This is a genomic window from Enterobacter cloacae complex sp. R_G8, from assembly GCF_024599795.1.
In the GTDB taxonomy this organism is placed as follows: Bacteria; Pseudomonadota; Gammaproteobacteria; order Enterobacterales; family Enterobacteriaceae; genus Enterobacter; species Enterobacter dissolvens.
In genome coordinates this window covers 217965-231923 of sequence record NZ_CP102246.1, presented here as the reverse complement: position 1 = coordinate 231923, position 13959 = coordinate 217965, and the positions used below count along the sequence as shown (strand labels likewise).

Genomic DNA, 13959 nt, shown 5'->3' with positions numbered 1-13959 from the left:
TATGGTGCGCATGATAACGCCTTTTTGGGGTGTTTTAAAAGTTGGCACAGATTTCGCTTTATAAAAATACGGCAAAAAGATGGCCTCATAGCCACCTTGATAGAAGTTGAAGACCTCGTTACCACGACGACAATGACCAATCTGGAGAGTTAAGTATGTCCGCTGAACACGTTTTGACGATGCTGAACGAACATGAAGTGAAGTTTGTTGATCTGCGCTTCACTGATACCAAAGGTAAAGAACAGCACGTCACAATTCCTGCTCATCAGGTAAACGCCGAATTCTTTGAAGAAGGCAAAATGTTTGACGGCTCCTCCATTGGTGGCTGGAAAGGCATTAACGAATCTGACATGGTTCTGATGCCAGACGCGACCACGGCGGTCATTGATCCATTCTTCGAAGAGCCAACCCTGATCATCCGTTGCGATATCCTCGAGCCAGGCACGCTGCAGGGCTACGACCGCGACCCACGCTCCATCGCTAAACGCGCTGAAGAGTACCTGCGTTCTACTGGCATCGCAGACACCGTTCTGTTCGGGCCAGAACCAGAATTCTTCCTGTTCGATGACATTCGTTTCGGTGCCTCTATCTCTGGCTCCCACGTGGCTATCGACGACATCGAAGGTGCATGGAACTCCTCCACCAAATACGAAGGTGGTAACAAAGGTCACCGTCCTGGCGTGAAAGGCGGCTACTTCCCGGTTCCTCCGGTCGATTCCGCACAGGACATTCGTTCCACCATGTGTCTGGTGATGGAAGAGATGGGCCTGGTGGTAGAAGCTCACCACCACGAAGTGGCGACTGCGGGTCAGAACGAAGTGGCAACCCGCTTCAACACCATGACCAAAAAAGCGGACGAAATTCAGATCTACAAATACGTTGTGCACAACGTTGCGCACCGTTTCGGTAAAACCGCGACCTTCATGCCAAAACCAATGTTTGGCGACAACGGTTCCGGTATGCACTGCCACATGTCCCTGTCCAAGAACGGTACCAACCTGTTCTCTGGTGACAAATATGCAGGTCTGTCTGAGCAGGCGCTGTACTACATTGGCGGCGTAATCAAACACGCTAAAGCGATCAACGCCCTGGCGAACCCAACCACCAACTCTTACAAGCGTCTGGTCCCAGGCTACGAAGCACCTGTTATGCTGGCTTACTCTGCACGTAACCGTTCTGCTTCTATCCGTATCCCGGTGGTGGCTTCTCCTAAAGCGCGTCGTATCGAAGTGCGCTTCCCGGATCCAGCGGCTAACCCATACCTGTGCTTCGCAGCACTGCTGATGGCCGGTCTGGACGGTATCAAGAACAAGATCCACCCAGGCGAAGCGATGGACAAAAACCTGTACGACCTGCCACCAGAAGAAGCGAAAGAGATCCCACAGGTTGCTGGCTCTCTGGAAGAAGCCCTGCAGGCGCTGGACGCAGACCGCGAGTTCTTGACTGCGGGTGGCGTATTCACTGATGACGCTATCGATGCCTACATCGCCCTGCGTACTGAAGAGAACGACCGCGTGCGCATGACTCCGCATCCGGTTGAATTCGAACTGTACTACAGCGTTTAAGTTACAACGGGTTTCGCGCCACTCTTCAGGCGCGGCCCCGAAAGCTTTTTTTTGTTGCCGTGGAAACTTTCAGCCCATCTCCGGATGGGCTTTTTTCTCCACCAACAACCTGATCTCACGCGCTTTTTACGACGAAAAAGCTATACTGCACTAAATTAGTGCAACCAACTCCAGGAGACTGCTGAATGGCAACTGGCACGCTGCCCGATGCTGGGCAGATCCTCAATTCGTTAATTAACAGCATTTTGCTGGTCGATGACGAGCTGGCTGTTCATTACGCCAACCCGGCGGCGCAGCAACTGCTCGCCCAAAGCGCACGCAAACTGTTTGGCACTCCGCTGCCAGAATTATTGAGCTATTTTTCGCTGAACATTGGCCTGATGCAGGAAAGTCTGCAGGCCGGTCAGGGGTTCACCGATAACGAAGTGACGCTGGTCATCGACGGGCGCTCGCATATTTTGTCGCTCACCGCGCAACGTCTTCCTGAAGGGTTGATCCTGCTCGAAATGGCGCCGATGGACAATCAGCGCCGACTGAGCCAGGAGCAACTTCAACATGCGCAGCAAATTGCCGCCCGCGATCTGGTGCGGGGCCTGGCGCATGAAATCAAAAACCCACTGGGCGGATTACGCGGGGCGGCGCAGCTGTTAACCAAAGCGCTGCCGGACCCTGCGCTGGCGGAGTATACCAACGTCATCATTGAGCAGGCCGACCGTCTGCGCAACCTGGTTGACCGCCTCCTCGGGCCGCAACAGCCAGGCATGCACGTTTCAGAAAGCATTCATAAAGTCGCTGAGCGGGTGGTGAAACTCGTTTCGATGGAGCTGCCGGAGAACGTCACCCTGGTGCGGGATTATGACCCCAGCCTGCCGGAACTGGCGCACGATCCGGACCAGATTGAGCAGGTCCTGTTGAATATTGTGCGTAATGCGCTGCAGGCTCTGGGACCGGAAGGCGGCGAAATCATTTTGCGTACCCGTACCGCTTTCCAGCTCACCTTGCATGGCGTGCGCTATCGGCTGGCGGCACGCATCGACGTTGAGGATAACGGGCCGGGGATCCCGTCTCATCTGCAGGACACCCTGTTCTACCCGATGGTCAGCGGTCGCGAAGGCGGTACCGGGCTGGGGTTATCCATTGCCCGCAGTTTGATCGATCAACACTCTGGAAAAATTGAATTTACCAGTTGGCCGGGACATACCGAGTTTTCGGTTTTCCTGCCGATTAAAAAATAAAGGTGACGTTTATGCAACGAGGGATAGTCTGGGTAGTCGATGACGATAGCTCCATCCGTTGGGTGCTTGAACGCGCGCTCACAGGAGCGGGATTAAGCTGCACGACGTTTGAGAGCGGCAGCGAAGTGCTCGACGCACTCACCACCAAAACGCCGGATGTTCTGCTGTCGGATATTCGTATGCCGGGTATGGACGGGCTGGCGCTTTTAAAGCAGATCAAACAACGCCACCCGATGCTTCCGGTCATCATAATGACGGCACACTCCGATCTGGATGCCGCCGTGAGCGCCTATCAGCAAGGGGCATTCGATTACCTGCCCAAACCGTTTGATATCGACGAAGCGGTCGCGCTGGTTGAGCGTGCCATTAGCCATTACCAGGAGCAGCAACAGCCCCGTAATGCCCCCGATTTCGGCCCTACCACGGACATCATTGGCGAAGCACCGGCCATGCAGGATGTGTTTCGCATTATTGGCCGTCTGTCGCGTTCGTCCATCAGCGTACTGATTAACGGTGAATCGGGAACCGGGAAAGAGTTGGTCGCGCACGCCTTACATCGCCACAGCCCGCGGGCAAAAGCGCCGTTTATCGCCCTCAATATGGCGGCGATCCCGAAGGATTTGATTGAATCCGAACTGTTCGGCCACGAGAAAGGGGCATTTACCGGTGCGAATACCATTCGTCAGGGCCGCTTCGAACAGGCAGATGGGGGAACGTTGTTCCTGGATGAAATTGGTGATATGCCTCTGGATGTTCAGACCCGCCTTCTGCGTGTGCTGGCCGACGGACAGTTTTATCGCGTAGGCGGTTATGCGCCAGTAAAAGTGGATGTGCGCATTATTGCCGCGACACACCAGAATCTGGAGCAGCGCGTGCAGGAGGGTAAATTCCGTGAGGATTTATTCCATCGCCTGAACGTTATTCGCGTCCATCTGCCGCCGTTACGTGAACGCCGTGAAGATATCCCTCGCCTGGCACGTCACTTCCTGCAGGTTGCCGCGCGTGAACTGGGTGTAGAAGCTAAACAGCTTCACCCGGAAACCGATGCCGCCCTCACCCGCCTGGCCTGGCCGGGGAACGTGCGTCAGCTGGAAAACACCTGTCGTTGGCTCACCGTCATGGCCGCCGGACAGGAGGTATTGATTCAGGATTTACCGGCTGAGCTTTTTGAAGCGACCGCGCCCGAAAGCAGCACAGGCCATGCGCTGCCGGACAGCTGGGCGACGCTGCTGGCACAGTGGGCCGACCGCGCGCTGCGTTCCGGTCATCAAAATTTGCTTTCTGAGGCGCAGCCGGAGATGGAACGCACGTTGTTAACCACCGCACTCCGTCATACGCAGGGCCATAAACAGGAAGCAGCCCGCCTGCTGGGATGGGGACGTAATACCCTGACACGCAAGCTTAAAGAGCTGGGAATGGAGTGATTTTCACCTCTGTGTAAAGATTATTAATTGAGCGCAAATTGCCGTTATTTTGCGCTTTACTGTGTCGATGAGTTTTGTATGATCGTGCCCGGAAATTGGGGGTGAACATCATGCTGGAAACATTAGTCAATATGCTCTCTAGCGGAGCAGCTGAAAGCCACACGCCGCAAACCGCAGTTGCTGCTGTGTTGTGTGCGGCGCTGGTTGGGCTGTTTAGCTAGCGGGTAAAAATGTAAAAGCCGGGTGGCGGCTTCGCCTTACCCGGCCTACGTTTCGCGCTTTTGCGGCTTAAATCACACGCGAGAACTGCTGCAGACGCGCTTTCTGGCGAAGGTAAGCGTCAAAGCACATGCAGATATTACGAATCAACAAACGCCCTTTCGGCGTGACCTCAATCGCACTCTCCGACACATCCACCAGCCCGTCTTTCGCCAGCGGCGCCAGGAGCTTCAGGTCTTCTGCAAAATAATCGCTGAAGTGCAGATCCCACAGCGACTCAACGTCGCTGAAATCGAGACGGAAGTTGCAGATAAGCGCCTTAATCACATCACGACGAATGCAGTCGTCACGTGTTAACGCGATGCCGCGCCACAGCGCGTTGCCCTTTTCATCCACCTGCTGATAGTAGAGCTTCAACTCTTTCTGGTTCTGCGCGTAGCAGTCACCAATCATGCTGATGGCGGAAACGCCCATCCCCAGCAAATCGGTATCGCCCTGGGTGGTGTAACCCTGGAAGTTACGATGCAGTACCCCTTCGCGCTGAGCAATGGCCAGCTCGTCATCCGGACGGGCAAAGTGATCCATGCCAATAAACTGATAGCCGGTTTCGGTCAGCGAGGTAATGGTTTCCTGCAGAATATCCAGCTTCTGTTGAGCAGAAGGCAGATCGGCATCTTTGATTTTGCGCTGCGCGGCAAAGAGCGTCGGCAGATGCGCATAATTAAATACGCTCAGGCGGTCCGGGTTGAGTTCGGCTACGCGTTTAAGCGTGAAAGCAAAGCTGTCCGGCGTCTGCTTTGGCAGGCCGTATATCAGGTCGATATTGGTTGAGGTGAAACCAATTTCACGCGCATGGTTGAGTAAGGCAAAGATAAATTCTTCGTCCTGCTCGCGGTTCACCAGACGCTGGACCTCTTTATTGAAGTCCTGCACGCCCATACTCAGGCGATTGAAGCCTTCGGCACGTAAATGATCCAGCACATCCAGCTCGATTTCTCGCGGATCGACCTCGATCGAGATTTCTGCATCTTCCTTAAAATTGAAGTTGCCGCGTAAAAGCGCCATCAAGCGGCTGATCTGTGCTTTATTCAGATAGGTTGGCGTACCGCCGCCCCAGTGAAGCTGGCTGACGTGACGACCAGTAAACAACGGCGCGCGGTGCAAAATTTCCTGCTCCAGCGCATCCAGATACTGATCGGCTTTATGCTGCTGACGGGTGACGATTTTATTGCAGCCACAGAAGTAGCAGAGTTTATGGCAGAACGGAATATGGACGTAGAGCGACAGCGGGCGCTCTGGATAGCGCGCGATAGCCTGCTGAAACTCACCCTCGCCGAAGGCATCAGAGAATTCCAGCGCGGTAGGGTATGACGTATAACGCGGCCCGGAATAGTTATACTTCTGGATCAGGGCCAAATCCCAGTCGATAGATGGTACAGACATGCTCACTCCTTCCGTTGGTGTCGCGTTCGTATACGGCGGCCCGTTCTGGCCCCATTGCGGACCATCATTCGGGTGCGCAGCCACTTCTGTCGCCGCGACAACCGCCGTAGTTTAACGAATAACCACACCAGATAACATATAACCGGAAGGGTTATAAGCAGGACTATCGTTCCTGCCGGGTGCAAATGTTAGTTTCCACCCTTCAGAAGACGCATCATATCTTCCTGCTTTTCGTCTTCTTCTTCGTCTTCGTCATCGTCGTATGACAGGCCCAGCTTCTGCATCAGTTCATCGATGCGATCCAGTTTGGCATCCACCCATGACTGCTCGTCGGCGGTCAGGGTTTCACCCTCTTCAAGACGTTCCAGCAGCGCGTCCAGGCGCTCATCGTTCTCCAGCAAATCCAGCTCAGCCTGCGGTGAAAGCATAGGTTTCTCGCTCTTTGGTTTGTGCTGCTTAGTGACCGGGGTGTCTGTCACGCCCAGTGGAATGGGAGTTTTACTGCCGATACGCGGATCTTTCTGCGGCTTATTTTTCGCAGAAGCGCCAGATGCACCGCCACCGTTTGCACGGCTACCCGCAGCATGACCGCGATGTTTTTTATCGCGTTTGCGATCGCGCGCTTCCTGGTTCAGTTCTTCGCGCGTTTTGCGGCGTGCTTTGGCAGGGCGTTTAGCGCCCGCTGCGGAGGTCGGTTTTTTCATGATATTTTATCTTTAAGTCGTTTTCTTCAGTATAGAATTGCGGCGAAATCTAGCAGAAAGCAAGCAAAGAAAAAAGGCGACAGAGCAATCTGTCGCCTTTTTTCCTGACTCACAACCCTTAACGGGTCAGACATTCCGTGTTTGCCTACAACAAACCCTGTTTATCCTTTGGCTGATACCGTCCGTGTACGGTTCCCTTTCCTGTTAAAACGCCTCCAGGCGCTGGTCATCCTGACAATCCTGCGTCTTCGCCTCCTGGCGCTCCTGACCCTTATCCCTAAGTCCTTATCCTGTTGGCACCCCCGCCTTGACGCACACTTTACCTTGTTCAGTTAAACTAACAAGCAACGAAAGAGTACAAAAACGGATTTTCAGATAATGACTCAATATTAATCCTATGATTTAAAACAGTTTGTATTTTTTTACACCTGCGATTTCTCTGAAATCTCCCATAGTATTAATAGCCGATCTCTCACATCGGCCAGGGCTTAAGCCTACAGGCCAGGCACAATGAAAAAAGCCTTTTGCCCGCATTCAGGTATAATCCCCCGCAGATTACGATTTTTGGAGACGACCACGTGACTACCTGGAACTACCAACAGACGCATTTTGTCACCAGTGCGCCCGATATTCGCCACCTGCCTTCTGATACCGGCATCGAAGTGGCCTTTGCTGGCCGCTCGAATGCGGGTAAATCCAGCGCTCTGAATACGCTGACCAATCAGAAGAGCCTGGCGCGTACCTCAAAAACACCTGGCCGAACTCAGCTCATTAACCTGTTTGAAGTGGCTGAAGGCAAACGCCTGGTCGACTTACCGGGGTACGGTTACGCGCAGGTACCGGAAGAGATGAAGATCAAGTGGCAGCGTGCGCTGGGTGAATACCTGGAAAAACGCATGTGCCTGAAAGGTCTGGTCGTGCTGATGGATATCCGTCACCCGCTGAAAGACCTTGATCAGCAGATGATCGACTGGGCTGTCGCAAGTGATATTGCTGTTCTGGTGCTGCTGACAAAAGCGGATAAGCTGGCGAGCGGCGCGCGTAAAGCGCAGGTGAATATGGTTCGCGAAGCAGTACTGGCCTTCAATGGTGACGTGCAGGTTGAGCCGTTCTCCTCGCTGAAAAAGCAGGGGGTGGATAAGCTGCGTCAGAAGCTCGATAGCTGGTTCAACGAGCTGGAACCCGCGACAGAAGCGGAAGAAGAGTAATACCCGGCGCGGAAATGTCCGCGCTTTTTTTTGTCTGTCATTTTCTTTGCCGCAATAAAAAACGCCCCAGTCATTACTGACTGGGGCGGCTAAAATATTCAGCCAAATCCGATTACGTGAAGTAAAAGGTCTGAAAGATAGAACATCTTACCTCTGTACCCTACGCCGCTAACTCTACCCCTTTTTTTGCTGTAGAAAAAGCACTTTTTGTAGTTTTTTTTCATTCTTTACATAGGGAATTCTAATGATCGTCACAAAACGCACGTCGTTATGTTGCTAACTTACATAAAAAGCGCGTTATTCGCCGAACCGTTAGTGAGCCTGATCCCAGTTTTCACCACTCCCCACTTCCACCAGCAACGGCACATCAAGTTTCATGCTGCTTTCCATCAGTTCGTGGATCTTCTTCGACACGCTATCGAGATCGTCTTTGTGCACTTCGAACACCAGTTCATCGTGTACCTGCATGATCATTTTCACACGCGGTTTCTCTTTTTCCAGCCAGGCATCCACGGCAATCATTGCGCGTTTGATAATGTCAGCAGCGGTTCCTTGCATCGGGGCGTTGATTGCGGCACGTTCTGCGCCCGCACGGCGCGCCGCATTGCTGGATTTGATGTCAGGTAGGTAGAGACGACGACCGTCCAGGGTTTCAACGTAGCCTTTCTCCTTCGCCTGAGCGCGGGTGCGTTCCATATACTCCAGTACACCCGGATAACGCTCGAAGTAGAGATCCATATACTTCTGCGACTCTTTACGCGGAATATTGAGCTGGCGTGAAAGACCGAAGGCGCTCATGCCGTAAATCAGGCCGAAGTTGATTGCTTTCGCGCTGCGGCGTTGTTCGTTTGTCACGCTGTCCAGCGGCAGACCGAAGACTTCAGCGGCGGTTGCCCGGTGGATATCCTTCCCTTCGGCAAATGCTGTCAGCAGCCCCTTATCACGCGAGAGGTGCGCCATAATGCGCAGCTCGATTTGCGAGTAGTCAGCAGAGACAATCAGATAGTCATCAGGCGCAATAAACGCCTGACGAATGCGTCGCCCTTCTTCATTTCGTACTGGGATGTTCTGCAAGTTTGGATCGGTCGAGGAGAGTCGACCAGTAGCCGCCACCGCCTGATGGTATGAGGTATGCACACGACCCGTTTTCGGGTTGATCATCAGCGGCAGCTTATCGGTGTAAGTCGATTTCAGCTTTGCCAGACCACGGTACTCCAGAATGACTTTTGGCAGTGGATAATCCAGCGCCAGCTCCTCCAGCACCTCTTCCGAGGTGGATGGTGCACCGCCTGGCGTTTTCTTCAGCGGTTTGATCCCCTGCTTTTCAAACAGGATGGTTTGCAGCTGTTTTGGCGATGAGAGGTTAAACGGCTCACCGGCAAGCTCATGCGCCTTTTGCTCAAGTTCGGTCAGACGCTGGGCAAGTTCACCCGAGTGGTTGTGCAGTACCGTCGGGTCGATTTTTACGCCGTTACGCTCGATGCGTGAAAGGACAGGTACCAGCGGCATCTCGATGTTCTGAAACACATTCAGCGGCCCTTCGTGCTTCTGCAGTTTTGGCCACATTTTCAGATGCAACTGCAGCGTGACGTCGGCATCTTCTGCCGCGTAGCGTCCTGCCTCTTCCAGCGCAATCTGGTTAAAGGTGAGCTGATTTTTGCCTTTTCCGGCAATCTCTTCGAAGGTGATGGTTTTGTGCTTCAGCCAGCGGTCAGACAGGGAGTCCATATCATGACGACCCGCTACACTGTCCAGAATGTAGGATTCCAGCATGGTATCAAACGCGATACCGCGCAGCTCAATACCATAGTTTTGCAGAATACCGCGGTCGTATTTGAGGTTTTGCCCTACCTTCAACGCCTTGTCGTCTTCCAGAATCGGCTTAAGCAGCTCAAGCACGCGTTCGCGAGAGAGTTGCTCCGGAGCGTCCAGGTAATCATGTGCAACGGGAACATAAGCAGCGATACCCGGCTCTGTCGCAAAGGACAGGCCCACCATATTGGCGATAATGTTATCCAGACTGTCGGTTTCCGTGTCGAAAGCAAACACCGGCGCTTTTTTCAGTTTCTCGATCCAGGCAACCAGCTGTGACTCTTCAAGAACGGTTTCGTAGTGCTCAAAAGAGAGCGCAGCGGCTTCCTCTTCTGCCTGATCGTCGGCATCGATGACAATCGTCTCTTTTGGCTTCGCTGCAGGTTTGGCGCCTTTTGCCTGCAGCCATTTACCGGCTTCCACGTCGGTGGTCCAGCGCTTAAATTCATATTTTTTAAACAAACCCAGCAGATCGTCTGCTGATGGCTGTTGCACTTCTAGCTGTTCACATCCCAGTTCCAGCTCAACATCGGTTTTAATCGTCGCCAGCTTATAGGAGAGATAAGCCACCTCTTTATTCTCTTCCAGCTTCCCGGCCATAGTTTTTGCGCCACGGAAGGAGAGCCCGGCGATTTTGTCAGACTCCGCATACAGCGTATCCAGCCCACCCAGTCCCTGAAGGAGCGCCTGTGCCGTTTTTTCGCCAACGCCCGGCACGCCCGGGATGTTATCTGATGAGTCGCCCATCAATGCGAGGAAGTCGATAATCAGCTCTGGCGGCACGCCATATTTTGCGACCACCTCTTCAGGGCCGAGGATGGTGTTGGTCATGGTGTTAATCAGGGTGATCCCTGGCGTCACCAGCTGCGCCATATCTTTATCACCAGTACTGATGAGAACCGGACGGCCCATTTTTTCGGCTTCACGGGCCAGAGTGCCAATGACGTCATCCGCTTCCACACCTGAAACCGCCAGCAGTGGCAGACCCATCGCTTTCACCATCGCATGCAGCGGCTCAATCTGCGCACGCAGATCGTCAGGCATTGGCGGACGGTGGGATTTGTAATGCTCAAACAGCTCATCGCGGAAGGTTTTGCCTTTCGCATCAAATACGACTGCCGCGTGGGTTGGCTGATACTGAAGGATCAGGCTGCGCAGCATGTTAAGCACACCGTACATCGCGCCGGTAGGTTCCCCTGCGCTATTGGTCAGAGGAGGAAACGCATGATACGCCCGATACAGGTAAGAAGAGCCGTCGACGAGAATAAGAGGGTTTTCTGGGATCTGAACCATAATGTCCGTGCCTTTAATCAATTTATGGGTAAAGGATGCCACAGAAGGATGAAAACATCAGTTATTAGCGCCTGATACAGGAAAAGATTTTGCGATCGTGAGGATCGCTCGCAAAAACAAATCTGTGGATAACTTTGTGAATACTTTCACTTCATATGAATAACAAACGCTACAATCTCACAGAGTTATATAATTTACACTTCATTATCATAAGGTTATATACAACCCCTGATTTATATTGCCTGATGATGAAAATATAGCATATGTGGATATATACCCCGTTTGCAGCGTAATTGTAGTGAAATCTTCTGCGGCGGGAGATAAGCCATCATGTCACAGTATGAAAGCGCCATTATTTTGTCTGATTTCTGATAAAATCAGCGCCCTGCACCGAATAATCGGTCGCTTAATTACAGCTAACTATTTGAAAAAGCTCATCATGTCGAGATTGCTCGCTGCAATAACATTACTGTTAAGCATCATTTTAACTATTCTGGTGACGATCGCTTGTTCTGTACCGATCATCATCGCCGGGATAATTAAATTGCTGTTACCTTTGCCTACGGTTTGGCGAGCCGTGTCGGCGTTTTGTAATTTCATGATGTACTGCTGGTGCGAAGGGTTAGCCACCCTGCTGTACCTGAACCCCCATCTTAAGTGGGACGTTGAGGGTCTCGAAAGACTCAATAAAAAGAACTGGTATCTGCTGATCTGCAATCACCACAGCTGGGCCGACATCGTGGTGCTATGCGTGCTGTTCCGTAAGCATATCCCGATGAATAAATACTTCCTGAAGCAACAGCTGGCCTGGGTACCTTTTATCGGCCTGGCCTGCTGGGCGCTGGATATGCCATTTATGAAACGCTATTCGCGCAGCTATTTGATTCGTCACCCGGAGCGTCGTGGTAAAGATGTGGAAACGACGCGACGTTCGTGCGAGAAATTTCGCGCTCATCCAACGACAATTGTGAACTTTGTCGAAGGCTCACGGTTTACAGACGAGAAGCGTCTCCAGACTCGCTCTCCATACCAGAACCTGCTGCCGCCCAAGGCGGCGGGAATTGCAATGGCGCTTAACGTGCTGGGGGCGCAGTTCGATAAATTACTGAACGTGACGCTCTGCTATCCGGAAAACGATAAGACGCCTTTCTTCGATATGCTCAGCGGCAAGCTGACGCGTATTGTTGTTCGTGTCGATCTGGTGCCAATTGATACCGAACTGCATGGGGATTACGTTAACGATAAGAACTTCAAACGTCGTTTCCAGCTTTGGCTTAATACGCTCTGGAAAGAGAAAGATGAGCAGATAGAGAACATCAAAGCTTCAAACAAAAACGCCGGTCAATGACCGGCGTTTTTATATCATTGGGTTTACTTCTTCTCGACCAGGTATTTCACGGTGTCTGCGTACTGCTGTACGAAGATATCCATGCTGCTGGTGTCCATGCCCTGCATGTTCAGCTGATATTTGCCGTTAACATACATCGCCGGAACGCCCTGCAGTTGCAGATCGGCAGCAGCTTTTTCCTGTTGAGCCACCAGAGATTTCACGACAAAGCTGTTCCACGCAGCGTCATAGTCTTCACCTTTCACACCAGCGTCAACGAACACTTTACGGATATCAGCCGTGGTCTGAACGGTCTGGGTTTTCTGCACGGCTTCAAACATTGGAGAAGTGATCTTATCTTCCACACCCAGTGCAATGGCAACAGCCCACGCCTGAGTCAGGTCTTTACCCAATGGACCCAGGAATTCTACGTGGTATTTGGTCATTTTGGTGCCTTCCGGCAGCTTTTTCTTCACGTTGTCAGAAACATGCAGCACCTGCTCGAACTGGTAGCAATGTGGGCAATAGAACGAAAAGAACTCCAGAACCTGTGGCTCGCCAGCAACGGGCTTTTCCAGTGTGATGTACTGTTTGCCGTCGGTAAACTGCGCAGCAGAAGCGCTAAATGCCAGAATCATACCTGCCAGCGCCAGCCAAATTTTTTTCATGATTAACTCTCTCCTGGGTGTGTCCAATTAATACATCGGCGTTAATTGCAGAGGGGGCTCCTGAAGAACCTTAACCTGCTCAGTAAATGTGGATATCTGGCTACGCCAGTAATCCTCTCCGGTAAGCCACGGGAAATTACGAGGAAATGCGGGGTCATCCCAACGCCTGATTAACCATGCGAGATAATAAACAAAACGCATCGCGCGTAAAGGCTCTATCAGGGCAATTTCGTCTGAATTAAAAGGGCTAAACTCTTCATAGGCTTCAATAATCGTTTCAAGCTGCATACGTTGCTCGGCTTTGTCGCCGTTGAGCAGCATCCACAAATCCTGCACGGCCGGCCCCATCCGCGCATCATCGAGGTCAACAAACAGTGGGCCATCGCGCCAGAGAATATTCCCGGCATGACAATCACCATGCAGACGCAGAACGGAAATATCATCGCGCCAGCAGGCTTTTACCGCCCCAATAAGTTTATCCGTCGCGCTGAGAAACGCGTCCTTCAACGCAGAGGGGATAAGCGCTGAGGTTTCGAAGACCTGACGGGGTTCAATAAGGTATTCCTGAGTACCTATAGTCGGGCGGGCAATAAACGGCGTTTTGCATCCCGTCTGATGCATGCGCCCCAGATAGCGGGCAACCCACTCCATTTGGTCGATATTGTCCGCTTCAAACTGGCGGCCCCCCAGACTGGGAAATACGGCGTAGTAAAACCCTTCGTGCATAAGCAACGTTTGGTTATTGAATTTTATCGGTGCGGCAACAGGAACTTCATCATTCAGCAGATCGTGAGCAAACTGATGCTCTTCCTGAATTTGTTCAGCGGACCAGCGCTTGGGACGATAGAACTTCACAACGAAGCGCTGACGATCCTCGTCCTGGAATTGATAGACGCGGTTTTCGTAGCTATTTAATGGGGTTAGCCCGGAATCCACCCGAATACCCTGCTCAAACAGCGCATCCATAATGGTATCCGGGTGTAATGTCTGGAAAGTGAAAGCCTGGTCGTTCATCCGATCATCCGGAAATTATACGAATGATTCAGGATATCATCTTGTGG

The 13959-nt window shown here is 52.3% G+C and carries 11 protein-coding genes; 6 read left to right on the top strand and 5 right to left on the bottom strand.

Translation table 11 applies throughout. The features are described 5' to 3' along the window. The first annotated feature begins 155 nt into the window (after window positions 1-155). From glnA to NQ842_RS01105, 4 genes are all read left to right on the top strand, one after another. Window positions 156-1565, top strand: a complete 1410-nt coding sequence (glnA, locus tag NQ842_RS01120; protein ID WP_008501856.1) for a glutamate--ammonia ligase — start codon at window positions 156-158, stop codon at window positions 1563-1565. A gap of 185 nt (window positions 1566-1750) precedes the next feature. Further along, a complete protein-coding gene (glnL, locus tag NQ842_RS01115; protein WP_014833802.1) occupies window positions 1751-2800 on the top strand; it encodes a nitrogen regulation protein NR(II) in 1050 nt (349 codons plus the stop codon). An 11-nt stretch (window positions 2801-2811) separates the two neighbouring features. Next, window positions 2812-4224: a nitrogen regulation protein NR(I) gene (glnG, locus tag NQ842_RS01110; protein ID WP_013099377.1), complete on the top strand. Its 1413-nt coding sequence runs from the start codon at window positions 2812-2814 to the stop codon at window positions 4222-4224. A 110-nt stretch (window positions 4225-4334) separates the two neighbouring features. Further along, window positions 4335-4445 (top strand): YshB family small membrane protein, encoded by a 111-nt coding sequence (locus NQ842_RS01105; RefSeq protein WP_032670298.1) that lies wholly within the window; start codon window positions 4335-4337, stop codon window positions 4443-4445. A 67-nt stretch (window positions 4446-4512) separates the two neighbouring features. Here NQ842_RS01105 and hemN read toward each other — a convergent pair whose 3' ends face one another. Both hemN and yihI read right to left on the bottom strand, forming a co-directional pair. After that, the gene (hemN, locus tag NQ842_RS01100; RefSeq protein ID WP_163281722.1) at window positions 4513-5886 is read right to left on the bottom strand and encodes an oxygen-independent coproporphyrinogen III oxidase; all 1374 of its coding nucleotides are present in this window, start codon (window positions 5884-5886) and stop codon (window positions 4513-4515) included. A gap of 188 nt (window positions 5887-6074) precedes the next feature. Continuing rightward, window positions 6075-6590, bottom strand: a complete 516-nt coding sequence (gene yihI, locus NQ842_RS01095; RefSeq protein WP_046889542.1) for a Der GTPase-activating protein YihI — start codon at window positions 6588-6590, stop codon at window positions 6075-6077. Window positions 6591-7168: 578 nt separating this feature from the next. Here yihI and yihA point away from each other — a divergent pair. Then, window positions 7169-7798: a ribosome biogenesis GTP-binding protein YihA/YsxC gene (gene yihA / locus NQ842_RS01090; RefSeq protein WP_014833806.1), complete on the top strand. Its 630-nt coding sequence runs from the start codon at window positions 7169-7171 to the stop codon at window positions 7796-7798. 312 nt (window positions 7799-8110) lie between these two features. Here the strand turns inward: yihA and polA are convergent, their stop codons facing one another. Beyond that, window positions 8111-10903, bottom strand: a complete 2793-nt coding sequence (polA, locus tag NQ842_RS01085) for a DNA polymerase I (protein ID WP_257256426.1) — start codon at window positions 10901-10903, stop codon at window positions 8111-8113. Between the two features lie 439 nt (window positions 10904-11342). On the opposite strand from polA, the gene NQ842_RS01080 reads away from it, so the two are divergent. Then, window positions 11343-12251 carry an acyltransferase gene (locus NQ842_RS01080; protein WP_014833808.1) on the top strand — a complete coding sequence of 303 codons (909 nt, stop codon included), beginning with the start codon at window positions 11343-11345 and terminating at the stop codon, window positions 12249-12251. A 23-nt stretch (window positions 12252-12274) separates the two neighbouring features. Here the strand turns inward: NQ842_RS01080 and dsbA are convergent, their stop codons facing one another. Next, entirely contained in the window at window positions 12275-12898 is a 624-nt protein-coding gene (gene dsbA / locus NQ842_RS01075) for a thiol:disulfide interchange protein DsbA (protein WP_014833809.1), read from the bottom strand. A 27-nt stretch (window positions 12899-12925) separates the two neighbouring features. Beyond that, window positions 12926-13912, bottom strand: a complete 987-nt coding sequence (locus NQ842_RS01070; protein WP_257256425.1) for a serine/threonine protein kinase — start codon at window positions 13910-13912, stop codon at window positions 12926-12928. Between the last annotated feature and the right edge of the window lie 47 nt (window positions 13913-13959).

What these genes read in the sequence shown, in the direction of transcription:
- glnA (WP_008501856.1), top strand. Translation starts at nt 156, where the DNA reads ATGTCCGCTGAACACGTTTTGACGATGCTGAACGAACATGAAGTGAAG.
- glnL (WP_014833802.1), top strand. Translation starts at nt 1,751, where the DNA reads ATGGCAACTGGCACGCTGCCCGATGCTGGGCAGATCCTCAATTCGTTA.
- glnG (WP_013099377.1), top strand. Translation starts at nt 2,812, where the DNA reads ATGCAACGAGGGATAGTCTGGGTAGTCGATGACGATAGCTCCATCCGT.
- NQ842_RS01105 (WP_032670298.1), top strand. Translation starts at nt 4,335, where the DNA reads ATGCTGGAAACATTAGTCAATATGCTCTCTAGCGGAGCAGCTGAAAGC.
- hemN (WP_163281722.1), bottom strand. Translation starts at nt 5,886, where the DNA reads ATGTCTGTACCATCTATCGACTGGGATTTGGCCCTGATCCAGAAGTAT.
- yihI (WP_046889542.1), bottom strand. Translation starts at nt 6,590, where the DNA reads ATGAAAAAACCGACCTCCGCAGCGGGCGCTAAACGCCCTGCCAAAGCA.
- polA (WP_257256426.1), bottom strand. Translation starts at nt 10,903, where the DNA reads ATGGTTCAGATCCCAGAAAACCCTCTTATTCTCGTCGACGGCTCTTCT.
- NQ842_RS01080 (WP_014833808.1), top strand. Translation starts at nt 11,343, where the DNA reads ATGTCGAGATTGCTCGCTGCAATAACATTACTGTTAAGCATCATTTTA.
- dsbA (WP_014833809.1), bottom strand. Translation starts at nt 12,898, where the DNA reads ATGAAAAAAATTTGGCTGGCGCTGGCAGGTATGATTCTGGCATTTAGC.
- NQ842_RS01070 (WP_257256425.1), bottom strand. Translation starts at nt 13,912, where the DNA reads ATGAACGACCAGGCTTTCACTTTCCAGACATTACACCCGGATACCATT.